General features: G+C 72.3%; 23 protein-coding genes. 15 read left to right on the forward strand and 8 right to left on the reverse strand.

Annotated elements, in window-relative coordinates; all coding sequences use genetic code 11:
• Window positions 1-44: 44 nt before the first annotated feature.
• The 3 genes from AB852_RS02780 to AB852_RS02790 are packed head-to-tail and all read right to left on the reverse strand — an operon-like array spanning window position 45 to window position 3,318.
• A complete protein-coding gene (locus AB852_RS02780; protein WP_073783201.1) occupies window positions 45-2,033 on the reverse strand; it encodes an ABC transporter permease in 1,989 nt (662 codons plus the stop codon).
• A 58-nt stretch (window positions 2,034-2,091) separates the two neighbouring features.
• Window positions 2,092-2,874, reverse strand: coding sequence for a molybdate ABC transporter substrate-binding protein (modA, locus tag AB852_RS02785; protein ID WP_073783203.1), 783 nt, complete (start codon window positions 2,872-2,874; stop codon window positions 2,092-2,094).
• 51 nt (window positions 2,875-2,925) lie between these two features.
• Window positions 2,926-3,318: a TOBE domain-containing protein gene (locus AB852_RS02790; protein WP_073783205.1), complete on the reverse strand. Its 393-nt coding sequence runs from the start codon at window positions 3,316-3,318 to the stop codon at window positions 2,926-2,928.
• A gap of 127 nt (window positions 3,319-3,445) precedes the next feature.
• On the opposite strand from AB852_RS02790, the gene AB852_RS02795 reads away from it, so the two are divergent.
• Entirely contained in the window at window positions 3,446-3,778 is a 333-nt protein-coding gene (locus AB852_RS02795) for a hypothetical protein (protein ID WP_143201165.1), read from the forward strand.
• Window positions 3,779-4,394: 616 nt separating this feature from the next.
• Here AB852_RS02795 and AB852_RS02800 read toward each other — a convergent pair.
• Genes AB852_RS02800 through AB852_RS02810 form a run of 3 tightly spaced genes read right to left on the reverse strand, consistent with a single transcriptional unit; the run spans window position 4,395 to window position 7,859 of the window.
• Window positions 4,395-5,834, reverse strand: coding sequence for a sensor histidine kinase (locus tag AB852_RS02800; protein WP_073783209.1), 1,440 nt, complete (start codon window positions 5,832-5,834; stop codon window positions 4,395-4,397).
• On the reverse strand, window positions 5,831-6,568 hold the full coding sequence (locus AB852_RS02805) for a response regulator transcription factor (RefSeq protein WP_073783211.1): 738 nt from the start codon (window positions 6,566-6,568) through the stop codon (window positions 5,831-5,833). The genes AB852_RS02800 and AB852_RS02805 overlap by 4 nt, the downstream gene beginning before the upstream one ends.
• Before the next feature lie 55 nt (window positions 6,569-6,623).
• Window positions 6,624-7,859 carry a S1C family serine protease gene (locus AB852_RS02810; RefSeq protein ID WP_073785305.1) on the reverse strand — a complete coding sequence of 412 codons (1,236 nt, stop codon included), beginning with the start codon at window positions 7,857-7,859 and terminating at the stop codon, window positions 6,624-6,626.
• A 226-nt stretch (window positions 7,860-8,085) separates the two neighbouring features.
• On the opposite strand from AB852_RS02810, the gene AB852_RS02815 reads away from it, so the two are divergent.
• The 8 genes from AB852_RS02815 to AB852_RS02855 all read left to right on the forward strand — a co-directional run bounded on the left by AB852_RS02815 (window position 8,086) and on the right by AB852_RS02855 (window position 17,705).
• Window positions 8,086-8,538: a GntR family transcriptional regulator gene (locus AB852_RS02815; RefSeq protein WP_079184248.1), complete on the forward strand. Its 453-nt coding sequence runs from the start codon at window positions 8,086-8,088 to the stop codon at window positions 8,536-8,538.
• Window positions 8,535-9,482, forward strand: a complete 948-nt coding sequence (locus AB852_RS02820) for an ATP-binding cassette domain-containing protein (protein ID WP_073783213.1) — start codon at window positions 8,535-8,537, stop codon at window positions 9,480-9,482. The genes AB852_RS02815 and AB852_RS02820 overlap by 4 nt, the downstream gene beginning before the upstream one ends.
• Complete coding sequence (locus tag AB852_RS02825) at window positions 9,479-10,525, forward strand: hypothetical protein (protein WP_079184249.1); 1,047 nt, start codon at window positions 9,479-9,481, stop codon at window positions 10,523-10,525. Before AB852_RS02820 ends, AB852_RS02825 begins: the two co-directional genes overlap by 4 nt.
• 547 nt (window positions 10,526-11,072) lie before the next feature.
• Window positions 11,073-13,301: an RNA degradosome polyphosphate kinase gene (locus AB852_RS02830; protein WP_073783214.1), complete on the forward strand. Its 2,229-nt coding sequence runs from the start codon at window positions 11,073-11,075 to the stop codon at window positions 13,299-13,301.
• Window positions 13,282-14,496 (forward strand): CHAD domain-containing protein, encoded by a 1,215-nt coding sequence (locus AB852_RS02835; RefSeq protein WP_073785309.1) that lies wholly within the window; start codon window positions 13,282-13,284, stop codon window positions 14,494-14,496. Before AB852_RS02830 ends, AB852_RS02835 begins: the two co-directional genes overlap by 20 nt.
• Window positions 14,493-14,909: an NUDIX hydrolase gene (locus AB852_RS02840; RefSeq protein WP_073783216.1), complete on the forward strand. Its 417-nt coding sequence runs from the start codon at window positions 14,493-14,495 to the stop codon at window positions 14,907-14,909. Before AB852_RS02835 ends, AB852_RS02840 begins: the two co-directional genes overlap by 4 nt.
• Window positions 14,910-16,404: 1,495 nt before the next feature.
• The gene (locus AB852_RS02850; RefSeq protein WP_245876588.1) at window positions 16,405-16,983 is read left to right on the forward strand and encodes an XRE family transcriptional regulator; all 579 of its coding nucleotides are present in this window, start codon (window positions 16,405-16,407) and stop codon (window positions 16,981-16,983) included.
• Window positions 16,984-17,156: 173 nt separating this feature from the next.
• Window positions 17,157-17,705 carry a GNAT family N-acetyltransferase gene (locus tag AB852_RS02855; RefSeq protein WP_245876663.1) on the forward strand — a complete coding sequence of 183 codons (549 nt, stop codon included), beginning with the start codon at window positions 17,157-17,159 and terminating at the stop codon, window positions 17,703-17,705.
• A gap of 362 nt (window positions 17,706-18,067) precedes the next feature.
• Here the strand turns inward: AB852_RS02855 and AB852_RS02860 are convergent, their stop codons facing one another.
• Entirely contained in the window at window positions 18,068-18,412 is a 345-nt protein-coding gene (locus AB852_RS02860; RefSeq protein WP_073783222.1) for a hypothetical protein, read from the reverse strand.
• Between the two features lie 813 nt (window positions 18,413-19,225).
• On the opposite strand from AB852_RS02860, the gene AB852_RS02865 reads away from it, so the two are divergent.
• The 3 genes from AB852_RS02865 to AB852_RS02875 are packed head-to-tail and all read left to right on the forward strand — an operon-like array spanning window position 19,226 to window position 22,339.
• Entirely contained in the window at window positions 19,226-20,326 is a 1,101-nt protein-coding gene (locus AB852_RS02865) for a helix-turn-helix domain-containing protein (protein ID WP_073783224.1), read from the forward strand.
• Window positions 20,327-20,340: 14 nt separating this feature from the next.
• A complete protein-coding gene (locus AB852_RS02870; protein ID WP_073783226.1) occupies window positions 20,341-21,012 on the forward strand; it encodes a YdcF family protein in 672 nt (223 codons plus the stop codon).
• Between the two features lie 58 nt (window positions 21,013-21,070).
• Entirely contained in the window at window positions 21,071-22,339 is a 1,269-nt protein-coding gene (locus AB852_RS02875; protein WP_073783228.1) for a GNAT family N-acetyltransferase, read from the forward strand.
• A 401-nt stretch (window positions 22,340-22,740) separates the two neighbouring features.
• Here AB852_RS02875 and AB852_RS02880 read toward each other — a convergent pair whose 3' ends face one another.
• Entirely contained in the window at window positions 22,741-22,929 is a 189-nt protein-coding gene (locus AB852_RS02880) for a hypothetical protein (RefSeq protein WP_073783230.1), read from the reverse strand.
• A gap of 352 nt (window positions 22,930-23,281) precedes the next feature.
• Here AB852_RS02880 and AB852_RS02885 point away from each other — a divergent pair, with 352 nt between their 5' ends.
• From AB852_RS02885 to AB852_RS02895, 3 genes are all read left to right on the forward strand, one after another.
• Window positions 23,282-24,118, forward strand: coding sequence for a GntR family transcriptional regulator (locus AB852_RS02885; protein ID WP_073785315.1), 837 nt, complete (start codon window positions 23,282-23,284; stop codon window positions 24,116-24,118).
• Window positions 24,118-24,873 carry an HAD family hydrolase gene (locus AB852_RS02890; protein WP_245876589.1) on the forward strand — a complete coding sequence of 252 codons (756 nt, stop codon included), beginning with the start codon at window positions 24,118-24,120 and terminating at the stop codon, window positions 24,871-24,873. The genes AB852_RS02885 and AB852_RS02890 overlap by 1 nt, the downstream gene beginning before the upstream one ends.
• Window positions 24,874-25,126: 253 nt before the next feature.
• Window positions 25,127-26,317, forward strand: coding sequence for a phosphotransferase (locus tag AB852_RS02895; protein ID WP_073783232.1), 1,191 nt, complete (start codon window positions 25,127-25,129; stop codon window positions 26,315-26,317).
• Window positions 26,318-26,365 lie beyond the last annotated feature (48 nt).

Raw genomic sequence — 26,365 nt, forward strand, 5'->3', positions numbered from 1 at the left:
GGGCCCTTGGGCAGGGGAAGAGCGCCGAGCGGGTGGCGGGGCCGTCAGACGAGGACGAGGACGACCTCGGTGGCCTTGACGCTGGTGAAGACCTCCGAGCCCTCGCGCAGCCCGAGATCGGCGGCGGCCCCGGGGGTGATCTCCGCGACCAGGTCGGGGGCGGTGGCGGAGGTGACGAGGACCCGCAGTCTGCTTCCCACGGCGGTGAGTTCGCCGACCGTGCCGGACCAGACGTTGCGGGGGCTGCCGGTGGGGCGGTCCCGGTGCAGGGACACCGCCTCCGGGGCGATCACCGCGAGGGCCCCGGCGCCGGGGGGCAGGGGTTCGGCGGCGATGACGAGGGTGCCGTCCGGGGTGCGCAGCCCGTCGGCGGTGGCCGTGCCGGCCCAGGCGTTGTGCCCGAGCATCCGGGCCACCCACGGGGAGCGCGGATGGCGGCTCACCTCGGCGGGCGGGGCGTCCTGCACGGTACGGCCGTCCTCCAGGACGAGGACCCGGTCCGCGAGCGACACGGCCTCCACCGGGTCGTGGGTGACGATCAGACAGACGCCGTCGAAGTCGTCCAGATGGCGGCGCAGGGTGGTGCGGACCCGGGCGCGGGTCGTCTGGTCGAGGGCGGCGAGGGGTTCGTCGAGCAGCAGCAGCCGGGGGCGGGCGGCGAGCGCGCGGGCCAGCGCCACCCGCCCGGCCTGGCCGCCGGAGAGCTGGCCGGGGCGGCGTCCGGCGAGATGGCCCACCTCGAGCCGGTCGAGCCAGTGCTGGGCCGCGGCCCGCGCCTCGGCGCGCGGGACGCCCTGGGCGCGCGGCCCGTACGCGGTGTTGGCGAGGGCGGTGAGATGCGGGAACAGGGCCGGTGACTGGGGGACCCAGGCGGTGGAGCGCCGGTGCGGCGGCGCGTCGGTGAGGTCGGTGGCGCCGAGCCGGAGCGCGGCGTGGGAACGGGTGGGCAGCCCGAGCAGGGCGCGCAGCAGGGTCGTCTTCCCGGCGCCGTTGGGACCGACGACCGCGAGGGTGGTGCCGCCCTCGGCGGTGAGGGCGAGCTCGGTGAATCCGGTGAGCCGGGCGTCGAGGGCGGTGGCCCGGGGCGCGCGGTCGGCGGGTACGGAGTCGGGTACGGGTGCGGGGTCCTGCGCCGGGTCCGGTGCGGAGGGGCCGGGTTCGGGTGCCGTTCGTGGTTCGGGGGCCGGGTCACGGTCGGCGCGGGGTGCGGCGGTGGCCGGGGTCGTCGTCCAGCGGCCGCGGAGGGCGATCAGGACGGCCATGGCGATGGCGAGCAGCAGCAGGGAGACCGAGGTCGCCGCCTCCGGGTCGTCCTGGAGCAGCAGGTACACATGCAGGGGGAGGGTCTGGGTGGTGCCGGGGAGGTTGCCCGCGAAGGTGATCGTCGCGCCGAACTCACCCAGCGCGCGGGCCCAGGTCAGGGCGGCGCCCGCGGCGAGTCCGGGGGCGACCATCGGCAGCGTCACCGTACGGAACACCCGGAACGGGCTCGCGCCGAGGGACGCCGCGGCCTCCTCGTAGCGGGTGCTGAGCGCGGCGAGCGTGCCTTCCAGGCTGATGACCAGGAACGGCATCGAGACGAAGGCCGCCGCGACGACGGCGCCCGCGGTGTGGAAGGGGAGGGTGATCCCGAACCAGTCCTCCAGCCAGGGGCCGAGCAGTCCGCGCCGTCCGAAGCCGAGGAGCAGCGCGACCCCGCCGACGGTCGGCGGCAGGACCATCGGCAGCAGGACCAGGGTCCGCACGAACGCCTTGCCGCGGAACGGGACGCGGGCCAGCAGCCAGGCCAGCGGCACCCCGAGCAGCAGGGCGAGGGCGAGGGCCCAGCCGGAGACGACCAGCGACAGACGCAGCGCGGTGACCGCCCCGGGCGCGGTCAGATGCTCCGCGAGGTCGCCCCACGGGGTGCGGGCGAGGATGCCGAGCAGGGGCAGCATCAGGAACGCGACGGCGAGCGCCGCGGGCAGTGCGAGGGCCAGCGGGGGGCGGGCCGGCGGGGTGGTGCCGGGTGCGCGGGCCGGGCGGGTCTTCATGGCGTGATCCTCGGGGACGGCGCGGCGGGGGCGGCGGTGCCCCCGCCGGTGCGGCGGGTCACGGCTTCTGGAAGCCCGCGTCCTGGAGGATCTTCTGGGCGGCGGGCGTGGACAGCCACTCCACGAACGTCTGGGCCGCCGCCACGTTCTTCCCGCCCTTGATGACGGCCGCCGGGTACTGGGCGATGGCGTTCTGGTCGTCGGGGACGGTGATCGCGTCGACCTTGTCCGTCGCGGTTTCGGCGTCGGTCTTGTAGACGATTCCGGCGTCCGCCTCGCCGAGTTCGACCTTGCTGAGGACGGCGCGGACGTTGGGCTCCTCGGACACCGGCTCGACATCGATCTTCTGCGCGTCGAGCACCTGGCGGCTGTAGCGGCCGACGGGGACCTCGGGTGCGGCGAGCACGACCTTCAGCTTCGGGTCGGCGAGGTCCTTCAGCCCGTCGACCTTGTCGGGGTTGCCCTCGCGGGTGGCGATGACGAGCCGGTTCCTGGCGATGACCGACGGGGTGCCCGTGTCGGCCTTCAGCCCGTCCATGGTCCTGGTGTCGGCGGTGACGATCGCGTCGGCGGGGGCGCCCTGGCGGACCTGGGCGGCCAGTTCCTGGGAGCCCGCGAAGGAGAACGTGAGGGTGGTGCCCGGGTGGGCGTCCTCGTACGCGCTCTTCACCGTGCCGAAGACATCGGTGAGGGACGCGGCGGCGAGGACCGTGAGCTTCGCGGAGTCCTGGGCGCCGGAGTCCTTCTTCTCCTCGTCGTCGCCGCAGGCGGCGAGCAGCGGTATGAGGAGCGCGGTGGCGGCGAGGGCGGTGGCGGCTGTGCGGGCCGGGGAGCGGGACATCGGGGACTCCTTGGAGGACTTCGAGGGTGCGGGACGGACGGGGGAGCCCCGTCAGCTCCGGTCGATGTGCACATTGGTGGACTTGACCCGGGCGGTGGCCTGCACACCCACCTCCAGGCCGAGTTCCTCCACGGCCTCCCGGGTGAGCAGGGAGACCAGCCGGTGCGGTCCGGCCTGGATCTCCACCTGCGCGGCCACGTCGCCGAGCTTCACGGCGGTGACGATGCCGGGGAACGCGTTGCGGGCGGAGGTGTAGGAGACGTCGTTCTCGCCCTCGCCCTGGGCGAGTTCGACGGAGAACGCGGCGAGGTCCACTCCGTCGACGAGTCGGCGCCCGCCCTCGTCGCGGTGCGTGGCGATCCGCCCGGCGTCGGCCCAGCGGCGCGCGGTGTCCGCGCTGACGCCGAGGAGACGGGCGGCCTGTCCAATGGTGTACGACGGCATGTGCGCCACGATATGGATGAGGGGGCCGCATGTGCAAGCTAATGGAGGAATGTGCGTCGCATTTGCGGGCCTCTTCGCTCTGTGCCGCAGGTTCCGCGGGGCGGGGGCGCCGCTACGCTACGTCCTCATGACCCGACCCGTGCCGTACTCGCGCCCGACGCCCGATCGGCCCGCTCCGGTGTGGGTCATCAGCGCGGCATCGCTCGCGGTCTTCCTGGTCACGTGGACGCTGAGCTGGGTCAAGGCGTATCTGGTGAACGACGATCTGCCCAGCTTCTGCTCCGACGTCCGGCGGGGGAGTTTTCCGCCCGAGGTGTCGTGCGTGGCCGGGGACGGGTCGGTGTCGGGCGCCAACGCGTGGTGGGTGGACCCGTTGTTCTACGCCTCCGGCGGGGTGGGCCTGGCGTTCGGGGCGCTCGCCTTCGCGATTGCGGCGGGTCAGGGACCCGCGCGCCGCTGAGCCCTCCGGGGGGGGCCTGGGTTTCCTGTGCGGGTCGCCTTCGCTTGCGCTTCCGAGGTCTGTCCGGCGGGACGCACTTGTTTCCTGTGCGGGTCGAACGGGGGTGCGCAGTTCCCCGCGCCCCTGGGTTTCCTGTGCTGGACGCACCTGTTCCCGTGCGGGCCGTTCGTGGGTGCGCAGTTCCCCGCAGGGCGCCTTCGCTTGCGCTTCCTAGGTCTGTCCGGGTGAGCCCACTTGTTCCTGTGCCGTCGTTCGGTGGGTGCGCAGTTCCCCGCGCCCCTGGATGCTGCCCCATTGCGGTAGCTCTTCGGGTGCGGGTCGGCCCTCGTCTTTGCGCAGTTCCCCGCGCCCCTGAAGGGGCGCCCCTCTCCTCTCGCAGGCGCGCTGCTGCGGGAGGGGGTGGGCGGGAATCTCTGCTCGCAGACTCCGATGCTCTTCAGTCGGGTACGGGTACGTCGTACCGAGCGTGTCGGATCGAGGACGGAGAATCCCGACCGGCACCGACCCGAAGAACCGGCCGGATGCGCCCCAAAGGGGCGCGGGGAACTGCGCACCCACGGACGACCTGTACAGGGACAAGTGCGCTCAGCCGGACGGACCTCCCGGCACGGCCGTGTCAGGGGTCGGGGTCGGACGGGGGGGCCGGGGGTGGGGTCGGGGCGCCGGGGAGGCGTACCGTTACGGATGTACCGCCACCTGGGGCCGCGCGCAGCGCCACTGTACCGCCGGACTGCTGCACCGTACGGGCCACGATCGCCAGCCCCAGCCCCGACCCGGGCAGACTCCGCGCGGAGGGCGACCGCCAGAACCGGTCGAAGACATGCGGGAGTTCCTCGGACGGGATACCGGGCCCATGGTCCCGGACGGTCAGCTCACCGCCCCGCAGCGACACCTCGACCCGCTCACCGGGCGGGCTGAACTTCACCGCGTTGTCGAGGATGTTGACGAGCGCCCGTTCCAGCGCGGGCGCCTCCCCCCGTACGTACCAGGGGGTGAGGTCCGTGCGGAACGTCAGCTCGGGGCCCCGCAGCCGCGCCCGCCGCAGCGCCGCCTCGGTCAGCTCGTGCAGCGGCAGCACCAGGACCCGGCTGCCGCTGTCGGGACGGGACAGCTCCTGGAGGTCACCGATGAGCGCGGCGAGCTCCGTCATCTGCGCGGTGACGGAACTGAGCAGCGCCGCCCGGTCGTCGGCGGGCAGCGCCCGCCCGGTCTCCTCGCTGCGGACGAGCAGCTCGACATTGGTGCGCAGCGACGTCAGCGGGGTGCGCAGCTCGTGCCCCGCGTCGGCGATGAGCTGCTGCTGGAGGTCCCGGGAGGAGGCGAGGGCCGCCGTCATCGCATTGAACGAGCGGGAGAGCCGGGCGATCTCGTCGTCCCCGCCGACCGGGATACGCACCGACAGGTCCTCGGTGAGGGCCACGTGCTCCACCGCCCGGGTGAGCTGGTCGACGGGCCGCAGCCCGGTACGGGCGACCCACGCGCCCGCCGCCCCCGCGCCGACCGCGCCGAGGCCGGCCGCGAGGACCAGCAGCACGGTCAGATCCGTGAGCGTGTTGTTGACGTCGCTGAACGGGCGCGCCACCGAGACCGCCCAGGGCAGGTTGTCGACCCGGTAGGTCAGGACCCGGAACTCCTTGCCGTCCACGGACCGCGCGTCGTGGAACACGCTGTGCAGGGTGCCGTCGGCGACCGCCTTGTCGGTGCCGCTCAGCGCGATCGGGGCATTTCCGATGATCACGCAGCTCTGCCCGGTGGGTTCGATGAGCTGTACGGTCACGCCGAACCACACATTGTCCTTGGCGGGGATGCGCGGTGCGCACTCCCGGTTCTCGTTGAGGAGCGCCACGACCTGGTTGGAGGTGAGCCGGTTCGCGCTCAGCGACTCGTCCAGGGAGTCCACGAGCGCGCCCCGCACCACGAACCAGCTCGCCGTGGCGACCGCCGCGACCGCGACCGCCACCACCACGGCCACCAGCAGCGCGAGCCGGGAGCGCAGCGGCAGGGCCCGCAGCCGGCCCAGGGGCCCGCCGCGGGCCGCCGGGCCGGGAGCGGTCACGGGGTGCCGTCCGGTCCGCCGGGGCGCAGCACGTAGCCCACGCCCCGCACGGTGTGCACGAGGCGCGGTTCGCCGCCCGCCTCGGTCTTGCGGCGCAGGTACATCACGTACACGTCGAGGGAGTTGGAGGTGGGTTCGAAGTCGAAGCCCCACACCGCCTTGAGGATCTGTTCGCGGGTGAGGACCTGGCGGGGGTGCGCGAGGAACATCTCCAGCAGGGTGAATTCGGTGCGCGTCAGCTCCACGGGCCGGGCGCCCCGGTGCACCTCACGGGTGGCCAGGTCCATCCGGAGGTCCCCGAAGGCGAGGATGTCGCCCTCCTCGGCCTGTCCGGCGGTGGCGGCGTACGAGCTGCGCCGCAGCAGCGCCCGCAGCCGCGCGAACAGCTCGTCCAGTTCGAACGGCTTGACGAGGTAGTCGTCGGCGCCCGCGTCGAGGCCGGTGACACGGTCGCCGACGGTGTCCCGGGCGGTCAGCATCAGGATCGGCACCAGGCTGCCGGAGGCGCGGACCCGGCGGGCCGCCGTCAGCCCGTCCATCCGGGGCATCTGGATGTCCAGGATGATCAGGTCGGGGCGGGTGGCCGCGGCCTTCTCCAGGGCGTCCGCCCCGTCGACGGCGACCTCGGTGGCGTACCCCTCGAAGGCGAGTGAGCGACGGAGGGCCTCACGTACCGCGGGCTCGTCGTCGACGATCAGGATGCGCTGCTGGTCGCCGTCGGGGGCGGTGGTCATCGGCGGGTCTCCCGGGATGAGGACGGGTGGCTTCGGGGGTACCGTACGGGCCCGGTCAGCCGTCCGCCCCGGCGCGCAGCGCGGAAAGGTCCGCCTTCAGGGTGTTCACCGGGATGGCGAAGCCGAGGCCCACACTGCCCGCCTCGGCGGAACTCGCGCTGTACATGGCCGAGTTGATGCCGATGACGGCGCCGTTCATGTCGATGAGCGCGCCGCCGGAGTTGCCCGGGTTCAGTGAGGCGTCGGTCTGGATCGCCTGGTACGTGGTGGTGGACGGGCCGGTGTCGCCGTTGAACTCACGGCCCCCGAACTCGAAGGGCCAGTCACCGGGCTGCCCCTGCTGGCCCTGGCGGCCCTGCTGTCCCTGCTGGTCCTGTTCGGCGGCGACCGTGACGTCGCGGTCGAGCGCGGAGACGATCCCGCTGGTCACCGTGCCGGTCAGCCCGCCGGGTGAGCCGATCGCGACGACCTCCTGGCCGACCCGGACCCGCTCCGAGTCGCCGAGCGTCGCCGCCTTCAGCCCGGACGCGTCGCGCAGCTTGATCAGCGCGAGGTCCTTCTTGCTGTCGGTGCCGATCACATCGGCGGTGTACTTCTTGCGGTCGCTGGTCGTGACCTGGACCGTGTCCGCGCCGCCGAGCACATGGCTGTTGGTGACGACCTCGCCGTCGGACGTGAGGATCACCCCCGAGCCGGTGGAGGCGCCCGCGCCGGTCGCCGCCTTGATCTCGACGGTGCTGGGGGTGACCGCCTCGGCGACCCCGGCGACCGTGCCCCGGTTGCCCGCCGACACCGGGCTCACCGCGGCGGGCGCGCTCGCGGACGCCTCCGCCGTCAGTTCCTGGATGCCGTACGCGGTGCCGCCGCCCACGGCCGCGGCGACGATCGCCACCGCCGCCAGCAGCGCGACGGGGCGCCTGGTGCGCCTGCGGTGTGCCGTCGGAGGGATCACGGGGGGCGCGGGATGCGCGGGCGGCGCGTACGGGGGCGGCGGGTGGTGCGCGCCCGGCGTGTGCGCCGCCGGGGGCTGCCCGCCCGGGTCCGCGACCCCGCCTGCCGCGAACTCGGCCCTCGTGAACTCGCCCGCCGGGACCTCGCCCGCCGCGACCCCGTCTCCTGGGGTGCCGCTCACCGGGGTGCCGCCCGACGGGGTGTCTTCGGCCGGGGCGTGGCCCGCCGGTGCGGCGTACCGGGGAAAGTCGTCGCGGGAGAAGTCGTCGCGCGGGAGATCGTCCCGCTGGATGTCGTCGCGCTCGGGGTGACCGCCGTCGCGGCGGGGGTTCTCCGTCATGTCCATGAGCGTGTCCGGCCCGGATGAGAGCGGGCTGAGGAGGAGCTGAGAAGCCCGACAGAACCTCGTATGCCCGATATAAGGGCGCGGCGCAGGGGTGGGTCGGCAGGGCGGGGCGGTCGGTGTTCGCGCAGGTCAGGTGGGTGTTCCTGGATTCGGCTTGACGAACCGGTCCGCCTTGCACCACCCTTTCACTACTCAATTAGTGAAAGGGTGGTTGTCCGAAGTGGTCGAGTACCGGATCGACCGGCGCAGCGGCGTCGCCACCTACCTCCAGATCGTCCAGCAGACCAAACAGGCCCTGCGGCTCGGACTGCTCGAACCGGGCGACCGGCTGCCCACCGCCCGCGAGGTCGTCCAGGTCACGGCCGTCAACCCGAACACCGTGCTCAAGGCGTACCGGGAACTGGAGCGCGAGGGACTGGTCGAGGCCCGCCGTGGCCTCGGCACCTTCGTCCAGCGCACCCTCGGCGCCACGGCCGCCGACTCACCGCTGCGGGCCGAACTCTCCGCCTGGGCGGACCGCGCCCGCGCCGCCGGACTCGACCGCGAGGACGCCGCCGCGCTCCTCACCTCGGTCCTGGACGAGCACTGGAACCCCGCCGGCCCCGGGCCGACGGCATCACGACCGACCGATCCGTCCGACGAGGGACGGCTTCTCAAGGGGGACACCGCATGACCGACACCGCCATCGAGGCGGCCGGCCTGGGCAAGCGCTACGGCCGCACCCGCCTGCGTACCCGCTCCCGGGCGGTCGACGGCGGGGACGGCTGGGCGCTGCGCGGCTGCGGCTTCCGGCTGCCCGTGGGCCGGGTCTGCGCCATGGTCGGCCCGAACGGCGCGGGCAAGAGCACCCTGCTCGCGCTCGCCGCCGGGCTCGCCCACCCCACCGAGGGCTCCCTGTCCGTGCTGGGCGCCGAGCCGGGGTCGACCCGCCCGCGGATCGCGTACGTCGCCCAGGAGAAGCCGCTGTACCTGGGGCTGACCGTGGGGGAGACCCTGCGCATGGGCGCCGAGCTGAACCCCGGCCGCTGGAACGAGTCCCTCGCCCGGCGGATCGTCGGGGACGGCGCCCTGCCCACCGGGGCCCGTGTCGGCAGGCTCTCCGGCGGCCAGCGCACCCGGGTCGCCCTGGCCCTCGCCCTCGGCAAGCGGCCCGAGCTGCTGCTCCTGGACGAGCCGATGGCCGACCTCGACCCGCTCGCCCGCCACCAGCTCATGGGCACCCTCCTCGCGGAGGCCGAGGAGCACGGCACCACCGTCGTGATGTCCTCGCACATCCTCGGCGAGCTGGCCACCTCCTGCGACTTCCTGCTGCTCGTCAGCGACGGCAGTATCCGGCTCGGCGGCGGCATCGACGACCTGGTCGCCGCCCACACGCATGTCACCGGACGCGGCACCCTCGCGGACCTGGACGCGCACACCGTCGTGGAGTCCCGCGCCAGCGGCCGGGGCGTCACCGCGCTGATCCGCCCCGAAGGCCCGGTCGAACCCGGCTGGGAGCTCACCGAACCGAGTCTGGAGGATGTGTTGCTCGCCCATCTGCGCTCGCCGGGCGCCCCGGCGCTGCTCACCCCGAGCGCGTCCCCGTCCGGCCGCGACCGCACGGAGGTGGCCGCGTGAGCGCCCCCGTACTGAGCCCCGCCGGGCGCGCCGCCGGTGACGGGACGCCGAACGGCTCCGCAGGCGAGGTCCGCCCCGCCGCCGCGTACCGGACGGTCCTGCGGCTGCACCGGCGCGGTCTGCGGTTCCTCGCCGCGCTGGTGGCGCTCGCCGCCGCCTTTGTGATCGGTGTGTTCCTGTGGTGGCGGTTCGCCTCCGACCGGGACGAATGCCGTGACGCACGTGGCGACATCCGGATCGACATCGAGTGCTTTCGGAACTCCTACGGCTACATCGAGGCCGATTCCTGGTACAGGATGCTCGGCAACGAGCCCCGTATGTGGCTGCTCCTGCCCGTGCTGCTGGCCGTGCTCTTCGCGGCCGGACCGCTCGTCGCCCGGGAGCTGGAATCCGGTACGTACCGGATGGCCTGGACCCAGTCGCAGTCACCGTCGTCCTGGCTGACCGCACGGCTCGTCGTGGGCGGCGCGGTCGCCGCCGGGACGGCCGTCGCCGTCACCGCGCTCTACCGGCTGGTCTGGGAGACGCACGGGGACCTGATGATCATGTGGGACCAGGACGGCGTGTTCCGCGCGCTGGGCCCCGCGCTCACGGCGTACGCGCTGCTCGCCGTCGCGCTCGGCGCGCTCGCCGGGCTCCTCGTCCGCCGGGTGCTGATGGCGATGTCCCTCGGGCTGCTGGCCACGGGTGCGGTGCTCGGCGCCACGCAGCAGATGCGGTTCAGCCTCTGGCCGACCGTGTCCCAGGAGTGGCAGGGCAAGCAGGGGGCCACGCTCCCGAACCACTCCAGTGATGTGGACTCCGGGCTGCTCACCGCCTCCGGGGACCGCAAGCCGTCCGACTTCTGCATGCCGAGCGGCTACTACCAGGAGGCGGAATACCGGAAGTGCCTCGCCGACAACAACGTCACCGGGGGCTGGGTCGAGTACCACCCCCCGACCCACTTCTGGCCTCTCCAGCTGGTGGAGACCGGGTTGGTCCTGGCGCTCACGGCCGTCGTGGTGTTCGCCGCGTACCGCGTGCTGCGCCGGGTCGCCCCCTGACGCACCGGGCGGAATCCCGGCGCACCCGGACACCCCCGGCACCCCGGCTGAGAGCCACTGACCAGGCTCGCGGGGGCCACTGACCAGGCCCACGGGGCTGCGGGGGTGTGCGGGGGGTGCGCCGGGGAGGGTGAAGGCACCGCGGGGGGCGGGGCGGGACAGCGGTTGTCCCGCCCCGTACGTGTGTCCGGACCCGGACCGGTGCGCCGTACCCGTACCCGTACCCGTGTCCGTACCCGTACCCATGTCCGTACCGTCCGCGCCGGCGCGCGAGGCGTCGCGGGTAATCCGAACGGGCGTACGTATCGCGGAGGCCGGACCCTCTTGGCGGGTGCCCGCGGGCGCCCGGGACCCCCGGGGGCCGCCTCGCGCTGTCTCCTGAGCGTCATGTCCCCGTAACCGGTGATTCAGACGGCCTTGCGAGGCTCGCCCCATGCAGCCCCCCGCCCCCGGTCCGGTGGTGAACGGGACGCCCGGACCCGTACCCGCGCTCCCGCCCGCGCGCTCCGACGCGCCTGTTCGTCCGGTGAGGCGGAAGAATGGGGACATGAGTCAGCCAGACGCCCAGGCCAAGGTCCAGCACGCGCAGCCCTCCGTGGGGTCGATCGCCGCGCACCGCCCGCACACCGTCTCGGCGGTGGTCTCCGATCTGGAACCGGACATAGACGCCGACCTCGACGCCTACGAGGACGACACCGAGGGCGCCACACTCCCCCAGGGCCGCTTCCTGGACCGGGAGCGCAGCTGGCTCGCGTTCAACGAACGGGTGCTCGAACTCGCCGAGGACCCGGCCACGCCCCTGCTGGAGCGGGCCAACTTCCTCGCGATCTTCGCCAGCAACCTGGACGAGTTCTTCATGGTCCGGGTCGCCGGACTGAAGCGGCGCATCGCCACCGGGGTCGCCACCCGGTCCGCGTCCGGACTCCAGCCCCGCGAGGTGCTGGAGATGATATGGGCGCGCTCCAGGGAGCTCATGGCCCGGCACGCCGCCTGCTACCAGGAGGACGTGGCCCCGGCCCTCGCCGAACAGGACATCCACCTGGTCCGCTGGGACGAGCTGACCGACAAGGAGCAGGCCCGCCTGTTCACCCTGTTCCGGCACCAGATCTTCCCCGTGCTGACCCCGCTCGCCGTGGACCCCGCGCACCCCTTCCCGTACATCTCGGGTCTGTCGCTGAACCTCGCGGTCGTCGTCCGCAACCCGGTCAGCGGGCACCGGCACTTCGCGCGGGTCAAGGTCCCGCCGCTGCTGTCCCGGTTCCTGGAGGCGTCCCCGTCGCGGTACGTGCCCATCGAGGACGTCATCGCCGCGCATCTGGAGGAGCTGTTCCCGGGCATGGAGGTGCTGGAGCACCATATGTTCCGGCTCACCCGCAACGAGGACCTGGAGGTCGAGGAGGACGACGCGGAGAACCTTCTCCAGGCCCTGGAGAAGGAACTCATGCGCCGCCGCTTCGGTCCCCCGGTGCGGCTGGAGGTCGAGGAGTCCATCGACCGGTACGTCCTCGACCTGCTGGTGCGCGAGCTGAAGATCAGCGAGGCGGAGGTGTACCCGCTGCCCGGCCCGCTGGACCTGACCGGGCTGTTCGGGATCTCCTCGCTGGACCGCCCGGAGCTCAAGTACCAGAAGTTCATCGCGGGCACCCACCGCGAGCTGGCCGAGGTCGAGTCCGCGTCCGCGCCGGACATATTCGCCGCGCTGCGGGAACGCGACGTGCTGCTGCACCACCCCTACGACAGCTTCTCCACCTCCGTCCAGGCGTTCCTGGAACAGGCCGCGGCCGACCCGGGCGTCCTCGCCATCAAGCAGACCCTCTACCGCACCTCCGGTGACTCCCCGATCGTCGACGCCCTCATAGACGCGGCCGAGTCCGGCAAACAGGTCCTCGTCCTGGTCGAGATCAAGGCCCGCTTCGACGAGCAGGCCAACATCAAGTGGGCCCGCAAGCTGGAGGAGTCCGGCTGCCATGTGGTGTACGGGCTCGTCGGGCTGAAGACCCACTGCAAGCTGTCCCTGGTGGTCCGCCAGGAGGGCGACACCCTGCGCCGCTACTCGCACGTCGGCACCGGCAACTACCACCCCAAGACCGCCCGGCTGTACGAGGACCTGGGACTGCTGACCGCCGACTCCCAGGTCGGCGCGGACCTCTCCGACCTCTTCAACCGGCTGTCCGGCTACTCCCGCCGGGAGACGTACCGCAGGCTCCTCGTCGCCCCCAAGTCGCTGCGCGACGGCCTCATCTCCCGGATCAACAAGGAGGTCCAGCACCACAAGGCCGGCCGCCCCGCCTATGTCCGCATCAAGGTCAACTCCATGGTGGACGAGGCGCTCATCGACTCCCTCTACCGCGCGTCCCAGGCGGGCGTGCCGGTCGACGTGTGGGTGCGCGGCATATGCGCCGTGCGCCCCGGCGTACCGGGCCTGTCGGAGAACATCCGGGTACGGTCCGTACTCGGCCGCTTCCTTGAGCACTCCCGGGTCTTCACCTTCGGCAACGGCGGTGAGCCGGAGGTGTGGTTCGGCAGCGCCGACATGATGCACCGCAACCTCGACCGCCGGATCGAAGCGCTGGTCAGGGTGGTCGACCCGGCCCACCGGGCGTCCCTGAACCGGTTCCTGGAGACCGGGATGTCCGACGCCACCAGCTCGTGGCATCTGGGCCCGGACGGTGAATGGACCCGGCACGCCACCGACTCGGACGGCCAGCCCCTGCGCAACGTACAGGAGATGCTCATTGACGCCCGGAGGCGCCGGCGTGGCAAGAAGAAACCATGAACCCACGGGGCCCTGCTCGGCGGGGGACGTGCTCGCGGTCCATCTCCAGGACCGCGCGACCGACTTCCTCCGCTCGCTGCGGCTGCACCGCGAGGCCGGACCCGCCGGGGGCGGTGCCGCCTCGGCGGACGCGGCGGCCCGGCTGCGGCGGTCCGCCCGCCGGATCAGCGGGACGCTGCACACGTTCCGGCCGATGCTCGACCGGGAGTGGTCCGACGCGCTGCGCCCCGAACTGGCGTGGCTGTCGGGCACGCTGGCCCGCGAGCACGCGTACGGTGACCGGCTGGAACGGCTCCTGGCGGCGCTGACCCGGCTGTCGGGGACGCCGGTCCCGGTCCCGGTACGGGGCGGGGCTCCGGTACGGGGTGGGGTTCCGGCTCCGGTACGGGGTGGGGTCCAGGTGCCGGTAGGGGGCGGGGGCCGGGTCCCGGTTCCGCCCGCCCCGCAGGTTCCGGCGACTGTTCCGGCTGCGGCTGCGGCTGCGGTTCCTGGCCAGGGGCAGGGCCAAGGTCAGGGGTCCGGTGGGCGGGCCGGGTCGGTGGAGCCCGCCGGGGCGCTCGCGCTCGGCGCGGCGAAGGCCGGGGCGCTGCTCGAACGCCAGCTCAACCTCGCCCGGACGCGGGCGCACTCCGCCGCGCTCCAGGCCCTCGGTTCCGCCCGCTTCCACGCGGTCGCGGACAGCGTGGCGCTCCTCGCGAGCGAGGTGCCCCTGGCCGGGGCCGCCGCGGGACCGCCCAGCGGACTGGGTCCGCTCGCCGCCGAGGCCGGCGCCCGGCTCCTCGACGCGGTCGGGGCGCTGCCGCTGCTGCGGGCCGGGCACCCGTACAACGCGGAGGCCCTCGCGCACGGGCTCACCGCCGATCCCGCGCCGCAGCCGCAGGACGCGCCCTGGCACCAGGTGCGGTTGCTGCTGCGGCTGCACCGGTACGCGGACGAGGTCCTGCGGTCCGTGCCGGACGCGGTGCCCGACGGGGCGGGGGAGGGGGCCCGGCTGCTGTCGGCCGGTCATGCCCTCGACCGCCACCGGGACGCCTCCGAGGCCGCGGCGGCGGCGTCCGCGGCGGCGCGGACCCCGAGGATCACCCCGGCGACGGCGTACGCGCTCGGGGTGCTGCACGCGGACCAGCGGCACGAGGTGGAGGCCGCGCGGTACGCGTTCCAGCGCGTCTGGGTACGTGAGGAGGCACGGGTATGAGCGGGAGCGGGACGATCCGGGCGGCCGGGTGCGTGCTGTGGCGGCGGGCGCCGTCCGGCGGGGGGATCGAGGTGTGCGTCGTCCACCGGCCCAAGTACGACGACTTCTCGCACCCGAAGGGCAAGCTCAAACGGGGCGAGGACGCGCTCGCGGGGGCGGTCCGGGAGGTCGCGGAGGAGACGGGGTACGGGTGCGTGCCCGGGGCCGTGCTGCCCACGGTCCGGTACGAGGTGGAGGGGCGGCCCAAGGTCGTGTCCTACTGGGCCGCCGAGGCGGTGGAGGGCCGCTTCGCCGCGAACGACGAGGTGGACCGGTTGCTGTGGCTCACGCCGGGCGCGGCGAAACGGGTCCTTTCGCAGGGGCGGGACGCGGAACTGGTCGAGGCGTTGCTCGCCGCGGGGCCTTTCGGGTAGGGGGTCTCCCGGGTGGGCGCGCTTGCTCCTGTGCGGTCGTTCGGTGGGTGCGCGGTTCCTCGCGGGTCGCCTTCGCTTGCGCTTCCGAGGTCTGTCCGGCGGGACGAACTTGTCCCTGTGCGGTCGTTCGGTGGGTGCGCGGTTCCCCGCGGGTCGCCTTCGCTTGCGCTTCCGAGGTCCGTCCGGCGGGACGAACTTGTCCGGTAGGGGTCGCTCGTGGGGTGCGCGGTTCCTCGCGCCCCTGGGTACTCGGTGCGGGGAGTACTTTGTTGCTGTGCCGTCGTTCGGTGGTTTTGCGCAGTTCCCCGCGCCCCTTTGGGGCGCACCCTGTGGGTTCTTCGGGTCGGTGCCGGTCGGGATTCTCCGTCCTCGCTCCGACGCGCTCGGTCGGACATCCCTCTTGCCCTGCTGAAGAGCATCGGAGTCTGCGGGCAGAGATTCCCGCCCACCCCCTTCGGTGGCCGTGCGGCTGCGCGAGGAGAGGGGTTGAGCCCCAGCCCTGGGTTGATGACGGCCTGCGGCGTCCGGGCGCAGAGCCGCCTTACAGTTGCCCGGCCTTTGCCGGCCGCGCGCTATCGGTGCGGCAGGAGCAGGGGCACGGGAGCTCAACGAGTGACAACTGAGGCTGAAGTCCCGTGAATCGCAGCCTGGTGACACCGTGACACTCGTGACCGAAGGCGGAGTCACCTGTGATGCGGGCCCGTAGGCACCCGGCACAGGGAGCCGTTTGTGCTGAATCCATGGCGTGTTCAGCCAGCCGGTCGCGACATCTCGCAGTTGCCATCGGGTGGGTCTGGCGGATCGTCGGTGACCGTCAGACGCTGCCCTCGGCTTTGTGCCACACGCAAGGTGTCGGCCAACGCCTCCATGAGCCGTGTGGCAACGAACCGCAACTCTCGGGGGCTGGCCTTGGGCTCGTTCAGCAACTCGCAAGCATGGTCGAGAAGTGTGCGCGCCATGTCGATTTGCACGGCCTCCACGTGGTCGGCGAACCGCGACAGGTACCCGTGGTTGCTGTCTGTGGCGAGATAGCTGGGCTTCCCCTCCGGGGACAGCCAGGGCAGTAGCCGCAAGCTCACTGACGAAGTCGGCCGTGATCCCGGGTGCGTCATCCGCGCGCCCCGGCCTCGAAGGTGGAGGAATCCAGCTTCAACATAACTCTGTCCCTGTTCGGTTGGTGTTCCGGCTGCCGGGTGGGGGCCGGGATCTGTTGCCCGGTGATCCTCACGTTCCATGAGGGACGTTGTGTCGTGTCATCGGACGACATACGGATTGTTCAGGCGGTATCTTGAAGAACGCCCAAACGTCCGTGGGGGATATCTTGAATGTTGACTTGAGGTCTGCTATGCAGTCCGCGCGGTTGTCCCCGCGTCAGCTGGCATCCAGAGTGGGGGTGTCCAGCAAGACGGTGGAGCGCTGGGTCGCGGACCCGGACCTGATCCCTCATGCCAGGAACCGGGAAGATGCCTCGCAAGCGTTGGGAGTGGAAGTCACGATGCTGTGGCCCAGAGCAGCCAAGGACCGGGGAAGGTCCGGTGCGGACTCGGAGATGGTGCACAGCTATCCGTACCGGTCGGCGTGTCCCTCGACGGTGTGGGGGGACCTTGTCGGCGGTGCGGGGCGGGAGTTGTTCTTCGCGGGGTACACGAACTACTTCCTCTGGACGCAGCAGCCGGCGTTCGGGGTGACGCTCCGGGGCAGGCTGGAGGCCGGTTGTCGTGTGCGGTTCCTGTTGGGTGATCCTGACGGGGAGGTGACGCGGGAGCGGGAGCGTGTGGAGGGTGCCGCGCTGACCGTGTCCACGAGGATCAGGATCACGTTGGGTGAGCTGGCGAAGCTGGGGCCGGTGGACGGGCTGGAGGTGCGGTTCTCGGGTGCGGACGATGCCGTGAACCATGTGGGTCTGTCGGTGTTCCGTTTCGACGACGACGTGCTTGTCACGCCTCATCTGGCGCGGACGGTCGGGCACGACTCGCCCATGTTCCATCTGCGGCGCGCGGGTGACGGGGGTATGTTCGGCCGGTTCACCGAACACGCCGAGGAACTGTGGGGGCGGGGCGTTCCGAGGGTTTAGCCCACTCCGGCCGGACACTTCGGCGGGGGCGTCCGGCGCCCGGTCGCGGTGGGCAGGGAGACGTGAGTGACCACGCACCATCAGCGTTGCCGAACCCGCCTCGACCCTCGCCTACGCGCCCGCCCTCACCATCGGAGCCCCTCATCAGCGCCAGCCCTGACCCCATTCTGTGGATCACCACCGACACCTGTGCCCTCGGCCCCTATCGTGCTGATCTCGTCGAGACGTACTGGCGCTGGGAGCAGGACCCGGCCCTCCTCGTCGGATACGGCCGGCAGAGCCCCGAGTCCCTGGAAGCCCGTACCGAAGGCATGGCCCAGCAGCTCCAGGGCGGCAACCTGCGCTTCACCGTCTACGACCTCACCAGTGGTGACCCTGTACCGGCCGGGGTCACCACCCTGCTCCCCGACGACGCGGTACGCACCGCCGAGTACATCGTCATGCTCGCCCCCGAGGCACGCGGGCGCGGCCTGGGCACCGAGGCCACCCGTCTCACCCTCGACTACGCCTTCCACATCACCAACCTCCGGATGGTGTGGCTCAAGGTCCTCGCCCCCAACAGGGCGGGAATCCGCGCCTACGAGAAGGCCGGCTTCCGGACCGTCGGCGCCCTGCGCCAGGCCGGATACTGGCTCGGGAAGGTCTGCGACGAGATCGTCATGGACGCCGTCGCCGACGACTTCACGGGGCCCTCAGTGATCACACCACTGGTGCCCGGCTGACCCGTTCAGCTTCTCGCCAACCACCCCGGCGGACAAGTCTTCCTGCTGGCCGGACCGCACCGGAGCCACCCCGGCGAACACTCCGGACGGTGTCGGTACCCGTCGGGCGTCGCATCGCTGCGCGTTCACGATCTCGCCGATCCGGCGGCCGAGAGCGGAGCTCGCCGCGCTCACTGCGACGCGGATCTCCTCGCGTTGCCGGACGGCGGTCAACCGATCGCACCCAGGTGCTGCGGCTTCCGCACCGGGCAGATCGAGATCGCGCGGCGGATTCAGCCCGCCCGGATACCGATCTGGAGTGCGGCCGAACGCATCAGTCCTCGCATCCGCAGGGAAACGATGATCCGTCCCTGTCCGGCGGGTCAGAGGGGCGGGTCGAAGGGGCTGGTGATGGCCCAGGTGCAGGGGCCGGGGTGGGTGTGGAAGAGGAGGCAGGGTGCGTCGTCGTGTTCGTTGGGGCAGGCGGTCGTCTCTTCGACGTGGACGGGTCCGCCGGTGGGGTTCCATCGGGCCCAGACCTGTACGTGGGGGTCCTCTTCGTGGAGGAGGTACGCGGCGCAGGCGGTCTCGGGTGTGTGGGTGGCGAGTTCGCAGCTGACCACTTCTTCCTGGAGGGGGTAGCGGTAGCGGTCGTAGCGTTCGGCGCGGGAGCGGGTCTCGTCGGTGATGACGAGGGGTTCACGGCATCGGGGGTAGGTGACCCTCATCGGTCGGCCTCGTTCCGGCGGTCGCAGATCCCGCAGGGAAAGGGGCACTTCGGCGGAGTGGGTACGCCCGGGAGCCGGACCGCCCCGGTCACCGGGTCGACCGTGCCCCCGTACTCCGACCACCACCCCGCAGGGCCGATCCGGGGCGGAGCCCCCGCGAACCGGTCCGGTCGCTCCGGAGGCCCGGCGCTCACAGTTGGCCTCCGGGTTCACTCGGAGCGGGGACGTGTTCCGGATACTCACTGACTCGGTCCGGGCACTTCGGGTGGCCACAGGCGCACGACGGCCAGGTGAGTGCGTTTCGGGGAGCAGGGTCAGCGCCACCCGAACCGTTGTCCTGATTCATCGGCCAGTTCAGATCTGCCGATCCGGCTGTTCCCGACCTCATGCCCCAGCCTCCGCTGCCCGTGCGGGGCCACGCCCGCACGGCAAGGACTGAGAGCTGCGATCAGGGCGGCGATCGGCGGAGAGGCGGTACAGGAGCAGCTCGTGCGGGCGGCAGCACGCGGTGAGCGACACCTTCAGCGCTGTCTCGCGGGCGTGCGCTGTCTTGATCCGCCTCAGCAGGCCGTAGGGGACAGGACCGCTGACCGGATGGTGCTCGGTGAGGGGTTCCATAAGAGGTGATCCTCCAAGACGTCACCAGAGGAGATGAAGGCCCAAATCCCACGGGGAGTCGGGAGGTTCGACCTGTGCGATGAAGTTTCGTCCGTGATGGATCGAGATGAAATGACCTGGTGTGGCACTTCCGTTGCACTTCAGTCCCCCCGCGATCACCGCACGTGATTGCATGAACTCGGAAGGGAGTGACGTGTGGCGACCGTGCACCGCTGGACAGGTTCGGAAGCCCGGGCATTACGACTCGCCCTGCGGATGAGCGTCCGCTGCTTCGCGGACCACCTGGGTGTCGCGATCCGCACGGTCTCGAAATGGGAGAAGCTTCTGGCCTCGACCGAGCCGAGGCCTGACACCCAAGCGATCCTGGACACCGCGTTGGCCCGGAGTGGCGCAACTGTGCAGTCGCGGTTCGAGACATTCCTGTCAGCGGCAGAGCAGACGCCGGCAGCGAAGCGTTCCCGCGTAGGAGCCGCAGGCTCCCGGGCTTCGGAGTACGAGTCGTGGTCCGACGACCTGGAACGGAGCGCTGTCGCGTTGAGCCGACAGAATTTCGTCTTCGCCGAGCATCTGCTGGGCCGGTGGCTGAACCGGTTCACGAGGGAGGAGCTCGACGACGGGGGTCTGTATCTCTTCGCCCGGTCCACAGCCCTGCTCGGAGACCTACGACGTGATCGGGGGGCAGTGACAGGGCCGCTATCAGCCCAACACGCTTATACGAGAGCCCGATCAGCCTTCGACAAGCTCGACGTCCCCCGTCGTGTCGCCCAGCTCGACCTCTCCCTTGCCGTCGTCGCCGAAATGGCCGGTGACCTGGAGATCGCAGCTCGTCGCTATGAACGCCTCGCGGTCGATGCCCGTCTCAGCCGCCGCGACCGGGCCCGGGCGAAACTGTGGGTAGGGACCGCGCTGAGCAAGGACGGCGAACACGACTATGCGGCACGGGTGATGATGACGGCGACCCGCGATTTCGAAGAGCTGGCAGAGCCTGAGGATTGGACCGTCGCCCACCAGAAGCTCGCCCTCGCCCACCGAGGTGCTGGGAACCTTGTCCAGGCACTGCGCTTCATCGGCATCGCGCGCGACACCGGCATTGCTGAGTCCCCCCTGCAACGAGTGCGGCTGGACGCCGCCCATGGGCACATCCTGCTGTCCGACCCCGCGACCGTCGATGATGGGTTCCGGAGACTCGACCAGGCGGCCACGCTGGCCGCCGAATTCGGTCTGAGTCACCAGGTCCGCACTATCGGGACCATCCGGACCATGACCGCGGGGGCGTCCGGCGCCCGGTCGCGGTGAGCAGGGAGACGCGAGTGACCACGCACCATCCGTACGGCATCACCGGTACCCGCTACCGGCAGGCGAAGCTGATCTGGGACCACCACCGGATGCGCCACGAGGTGCGGCCCGTCGACGTGGCGATCGGACTGGGCAGCCATGACCTCGGTGTCGCGACCCATGCCGCCGGCCTGTACCGGGCCGGGCTGTTCCGGACCCTCGTGTTCACCGGCGGCAACAGCCCCACCACCCGCGCCCGCTTCCCGAGGGGCGAGGCCGTCCACTACCGCGAGCACGCCCTCGGGCTCGGGGTCCCCGACGAGGCGATCCTGGTCGAGCCGAACGCGGCCAACACCGGTGAGAACATCACCTTCTCCCGTGATCTCCTGGCCGCCCACGGCATCGCGCCGGCGTCGGTCCTGCTGGTGTCCAAGCCCTACATGGAACGCCGTTCGTACGCCACCGCCCGCAAGCTGTGGCCCGGGGCCGAAGTGCTCTGCGCCTCGGAACCACTGGAACTGGACGACTACCTCAAGTCCATCGGCGACGGGAAACTCGTCCTGGACATGCTCGTCGGAGACCTCCAGCGGGTGATCGAGTACCCCGCGCTCGGCTACGCCGTCGCCCAGGACGTCCCCGACGATGTCCGCACGGCCTACGAAGCCCTCATCGCGGACGGGTACACCAGCCGACTCATCAAGCCCTGAGGCCACCGGCCAGAAAAAGCGGGCGACACCACCGATCCCGGCGCCTAGCGTGGGACGTATGGGTCACGATGTGGTGGACGTGCGGGCTGTTGCCTATGGGGAGCTCGCCGACTGGTTGCGGGCGTTGAACACCGGGTTCCTGCGGGAGCCGACGCCCACGGCGCACGATGTGGACATCCGGCGCCGGCACACCGAGGCGGCCAGGACCACGGGGGCGTTCGACCGGGGGCGGTGCGTCGCCACGTACCGGTCCTTCGGGCAGGAACTGACCGTGCCTGGGGGCGCGGTGGTCACGGCGAACGCGGTCAGCAATGTCACCGTCAGCCCCACCCACCGGCGGCGCGGGCTGCTGACGCGGATGATCGACGCGGATCTGCGGGCCGCCCGGGAGCGGGGCGACCTGGTCGCGACGCTGATCGCCGCCGAGTACCCGATCTACGGACGCTACGGCTTCGGCCCGGCCACCTCCGTCACGGAGTGGTCGATCGACGTGTCGCGCAGCGGGCTCGACCCGCGCTGGTCACGGCCGGAGCGGGACGGGGCGCGGATCGAGCTCGTCAATGCCGAGGACGTACGGGCGTGGGGTCCGGGGTTCTACGACCGGGTGCGCCGCGCGCAGCCGGGGGCCACCTCGCGGGACGCGGTGTGGTGGCAGATGGAGACGGGGGAGCTCCGGCTGGACGCGAGCCCTTGGAAGGAGGACTTCCAGGTGGCGTACCGGGCGCCGGACGGGCAGGTCACTGGGCTGCTCGCGTACGGCGTGGACGACAAGTCGGGGGACGGCACGCAGCCGGAGAACACCGCCCGGGTGAAGCACCTGCTGGCGCTGGACCCGGACGCGGAGCGCGCGCTGTGGCACTACCTGTGCGCGGTCGACTGGATCACCACGGTCCGTACCGGGATGCGCGCCCCGGACGCCCTCGTGCCGCATCTGCTGCCCGATCCGCGCGCCGCGCGGGTGGTGAAGCACGCGGACTGGCTGTGGGTGCGGCTGCTGGACGTCGCCGGTGCGCTGGAGGCGCGGACGTACGGGGGCGCGGGTTCGCTGGTACTGGACGTGGTGGACGAGCCCGGGGGCGCGGGCGGTGTCTCGGGCGGCCGGTTCCGGCTGGAGGCGTCACCGCAGGGCGCGGTGTGCGCGCGGACGGACGCTCCGGCGGATCTCACGCTGTCGCTTGGCGACCTGGGGTCGCTGTGGCTCGGGGACGGCTCGGTGGCACGGCTCGTGGCGCTCGGCCGGGTGGTGGAGGAACGGGAGGGCGCCGCCGCCGTCGCCGACGCCCTGTTCCGTACGCCGAGGCGCCCTTGGTGTCCGGACGTCTTCTGAACCGGGGCCCCGCCTTTTCTGAGCCGGTACCTGTGCTGAGCCGGGGCCGCGACTTTTCTGAGCCGGTACCTGTGCTGAGCCGGTACCCGTGCTGAATCGGCGCCTCTTCTGAGCCGGTGCGTGTGCTGCACCTGTGCGTGTGCCGCACCGGTCGTGTTCCGGGCGGACGTCCCGGCGCCCGGCGTACGGCGTACGGCTTACGGTCTTCCGCCTCGCTTTCGGGTGTCGGTGGTGGTCGGGTGTCCGTAGGTGCGTCCGGAGGCCGGTTGTCTCCCGGTGCCGCCCGGTCGCGGGTGGTGCGGCGGTGCGGCTTCGTCGGCGCACCGCGTCCGACGGGCCCCGGCTCCCCTCCGGAGAAGGACCCGTCGGAAGTCGGTGGGGTCACCGTGCGCGCGGGCCGGTCAGCGCGCGGGGGTGGTCATCAGCAGGGCCAGGGTCACTGCCCCGGCGGAGCTGCACATCGGGCTCCTGGCCTTGATCCCGACGGTGAGGAGCAGCAGTCCGGCGAGCCCCGCCGGACCGTACTTCCACTCGACGAACTGTTCCAGGCCGATGACGAACGCGGCGGTGAGGAGAGCGGCGGTGGGCACGGTGATCCTCCTTGCGGTGGGGAGGAGTGATACGCCAACTTGGTGATGTTGGCAACCAACTACACTTAAGTTGTCCCCACTTGGCTGCCTCGTATAAACAACTGTCGAACAACTGCCCATAGTTGGGTGCGGGTTGTACCGTTTGGTCGTGACCCAGGAGAACGCCGCGGTGAACGGCCCCCCTTCCGACGGCCCCCCGTCCGACACCGAGCCCCTCGACGCCGAGCCCTCCGAAGCCGAGCCCCCCGGCGTCCAGCCCCTCGGCGTCCAGCCCTCCGAAGCCGACACCCCCGACACCCCCGCCCCCGTCCCGTCCGCCCCCGTCCCGCCCAACAGGCGCTCCGCGCAGGACATCGCCGACGTCCTGCGCGAACGCATCCGCACCGGCGCGCTCAGGGCCGGTGACCGGCTGCCGACCCAGGCCGGGCTCGCGGCGGAGTTCGGGGTGGAGCGCGGCACCGTACGGCAGGCGCTCAAGGCGCTCCAGGGCGCCGGGCTGCTCAGCGATGTGAGCAAGGGCAGCCCGCCCCGGGTCGCCCCGCCCCGCGACCCGCTCGCGCACGGATCGCCCGCCGACCGGCCGCAGCCCACCATGGTCGGTCTCGCCCCCCGGCTGGCCAGGGCGTTCGCCGCGCCGCACGTCACCGTGGACGCGGTGTGCCTCACCGCCGAGACCCTGATGCTCGCCGTCGGGGAACCGCTGCGGCAGATCCACGACGGCACCCTGAGGCCCGGTTCGGTCGAGGTGCGGGTACTGCTGCCCAGCCGCGAGATCCACCTCGCCTTCCCGGTCGCCGCCGACGAGGAGGACGACGACGGCCGGGTCCACGACCGCTGGCTGACCCAGCGCAACGCGCAGGGGCAGGTGCTGCGCCACAACCTGGGGGCGCTGCGCTCCTCCCACGGCATCGAGGTGAAGGTCACCTTCCGCGCGCTGCCGTTCACCCCGCCGGTGAAGCTGTACCTGCTCAACGGCGACGAGGCGCTGATCGCGTACTACACGGTGACGCGCCGCCAGGAGGAGGTGGGCAGCGGTTCGATGGAGCTGTTCGACACGCTCGGGGCGGCCTCGCTGCTGTTCTCCTTCGACAAGCTCGCCGGGGCCCGGGACACCGCGTTCGTGGAGGAGTCGCAGAAGTGGTTCAACGCCCTCTGGGAAACCATCGCCACGGACCTGACACTCTCCTAGTGACCCAAGACACAGCACACACGGGACGGGTGGCCGACGAGACGGTGACACAGGGGACCGAGCAGCTTCGCGGGACGATCGGCCGGGCGCGGTACGTCCTCTTCGACTTCGACGGCCCCATCTGCCGTCTGTTCGCCGGGCACAAGGCCGAACGGGTGGCCGCGGACCTGGTCGACTGGCTCGCCGGGCAGGGCCTGCGCGGGCTGCTCAGCGCGACCGAGCGGGCCTCCCTGGACCCGCATGTGGTCCTGCGGGCCGTGGACCGGGGGCACCCCGGCAGCGACCTCGTCGCGGAGCTGGAGGAACGCCTCACCCAGGAGGAGTCCCGGGCCGCCGCCTCGGCGCGGCCCACCGCCTGGGCCGACCCCCTGATCCGTACCTGGAGCGCGGTCGGCGTCCGGCTCGCCGTCACCACCAACAACTCCCCCCGGGTCGTCCGCGAGTACCTGGAGGGCCGGGGCCTCACCGACTGCTTCGCACCCCATGTGTACGGCCGTACGCGGGAACTGCGGCTGCTGAAGCCCGACCCCCACTGTCTGATCCGGGCGCTGAACGCGATGGGCGCGGCCCCGTCCGCCGCGCTGATGATCGGCGACACGCCGTCCGACCTGCTGGCCGCCCGGAAGGCGGGCGTCCCCTTCCTCGGCTACGCCCGCAACGACCACAAGCGCCAGGTGCTGTCCGAGGCGGGCGCCGACCTGGTGGTCGACTCGCTGGAAGGCGTACTGCGGCTGGTGGGGACGACGAACCGATGACGGACCCGTGACGCCCCGGTGAGGTTCCGGGGAGGTCCCGGACGGACCGGGGGCGGCGGGGGCGGCGGGGATGAGAACCTGCGGCCGCTCCCGGGCGTCCGCGCCGGGCGCACCTCGCGGTATGACGGTGCGCGCATGAGAGACGACCGGCGGGCGCCGCGCGGTGGTGGCGTACGGGCCCTGGGCCGCCCGTCGCGCCACTAGGGTGTGCCCATTCTTGTGACACGTGTGCGCGATCCTCCAGGAGTGGCCCGTGGGCGGACGCCCGGTGCCCCGGCCCGCGGACCTGGCGGGGAACCGCGCCGGTCCGCTCCCCGCGGGCGACGGTTCCCGGTACCCCGACTGGCGTCCGGACGGCAGGTTCGGTGAGCACCCCGGCTTCCCGCGTTCCGCCGTGCGCGCCGCGCTGGACGGGGAGCGCACGGCCCCCGCCGGACGGGTGTTCACCGGGACGTCCCATCTCAACACGGTGGTCGCCGTCCCGGTACCGCACGGCGACGGCCGGACCCTGGTCGTCGTACGGCGTGAACGCGGTACCGCCCACCGGCTGGAGCGCAGCTTCCTCAGCGAGCACGCCGTGCTGCGGGCCATCGAGGAGTCCGGCGCGGCCGTCCGCGCGCCCCGGGTGCTGGCGCTGGGCGTCAGCGGCCCCCGCGACCGGTTCGCCGTCCACGGTCACGAGGGCCCGCGCGACCGGTTCGCCGTCCACTCGTACGAGGGGCCCCGCGACGGCGTCCGGCCCCCGGAGCACCCGGTGGACGGGCTGCTGCCCCATGAGGCGGACGACCTGGTCGACCAGCTGGCCGCGCTCACCGGCGTCGGCCATGCGCGGCTGGACCCCACCGCGGGCGGCGTCGACTTCTTCGCCTGGCTGCGCGGTGAGCTGGTCCGGCTGGTGCGTGAGCTGCCCCTGCCCTCGCGGCGGCTCGCCCGGGAGGTCGGACTGCCCGGCGGCGACCGGCTGGCGGAACTGCTGGCCCGCCGCGAGGTGCGGGCGCGGCCCCCGGTGCTCCTGCACGGCGACCTCAACCCGTGGAACCTGGTGCGCGGTCAGGGCCCGGACCGGGGGCTCACCCTCATCGACTGGGAGATGGCCGTGGTCGGCGACCCGCTGTACGACCTGGTGCGGCATCTGCATCTGACGCCGACGCGCCCCGAGATCCGCCGCCGGATGCTCGCCCGCTGGTCCGCCCGGCTGCCCGCGCGGCACACCGCCGGCTGGGAACGGGACTGGAACGCGTACCGGACGATCGAGACCGTCCGTTCCGCGTACGTCGATCTGGACCGGCTCGTCACCGGCGCCGCCCTCGACGCCCCCAACGTCCGGCGGGCGATGGAGTCCTGTGCGATGACCTTGCGGGCGGCGACCGCCGGGCTGGGGCTCCCGCTCCGGCCCACCGCGGACCCGTGCCTCGCGCGCGCCTTCCCGCCCGACGGCCGGTGACCCGCCGGGGCATGGGGGCGGGGCGGTCGGTGCCGCGTGACGCGTGCG

This window comes from Streptomyces uncialis, from assembly GCF_001905345.1.
GTDB lineage: Bacteria > Actinomycetota > Actinomycetes > Streptomycetales > Streptomycetaceae > Streptomyces > Streptomyces uncialis.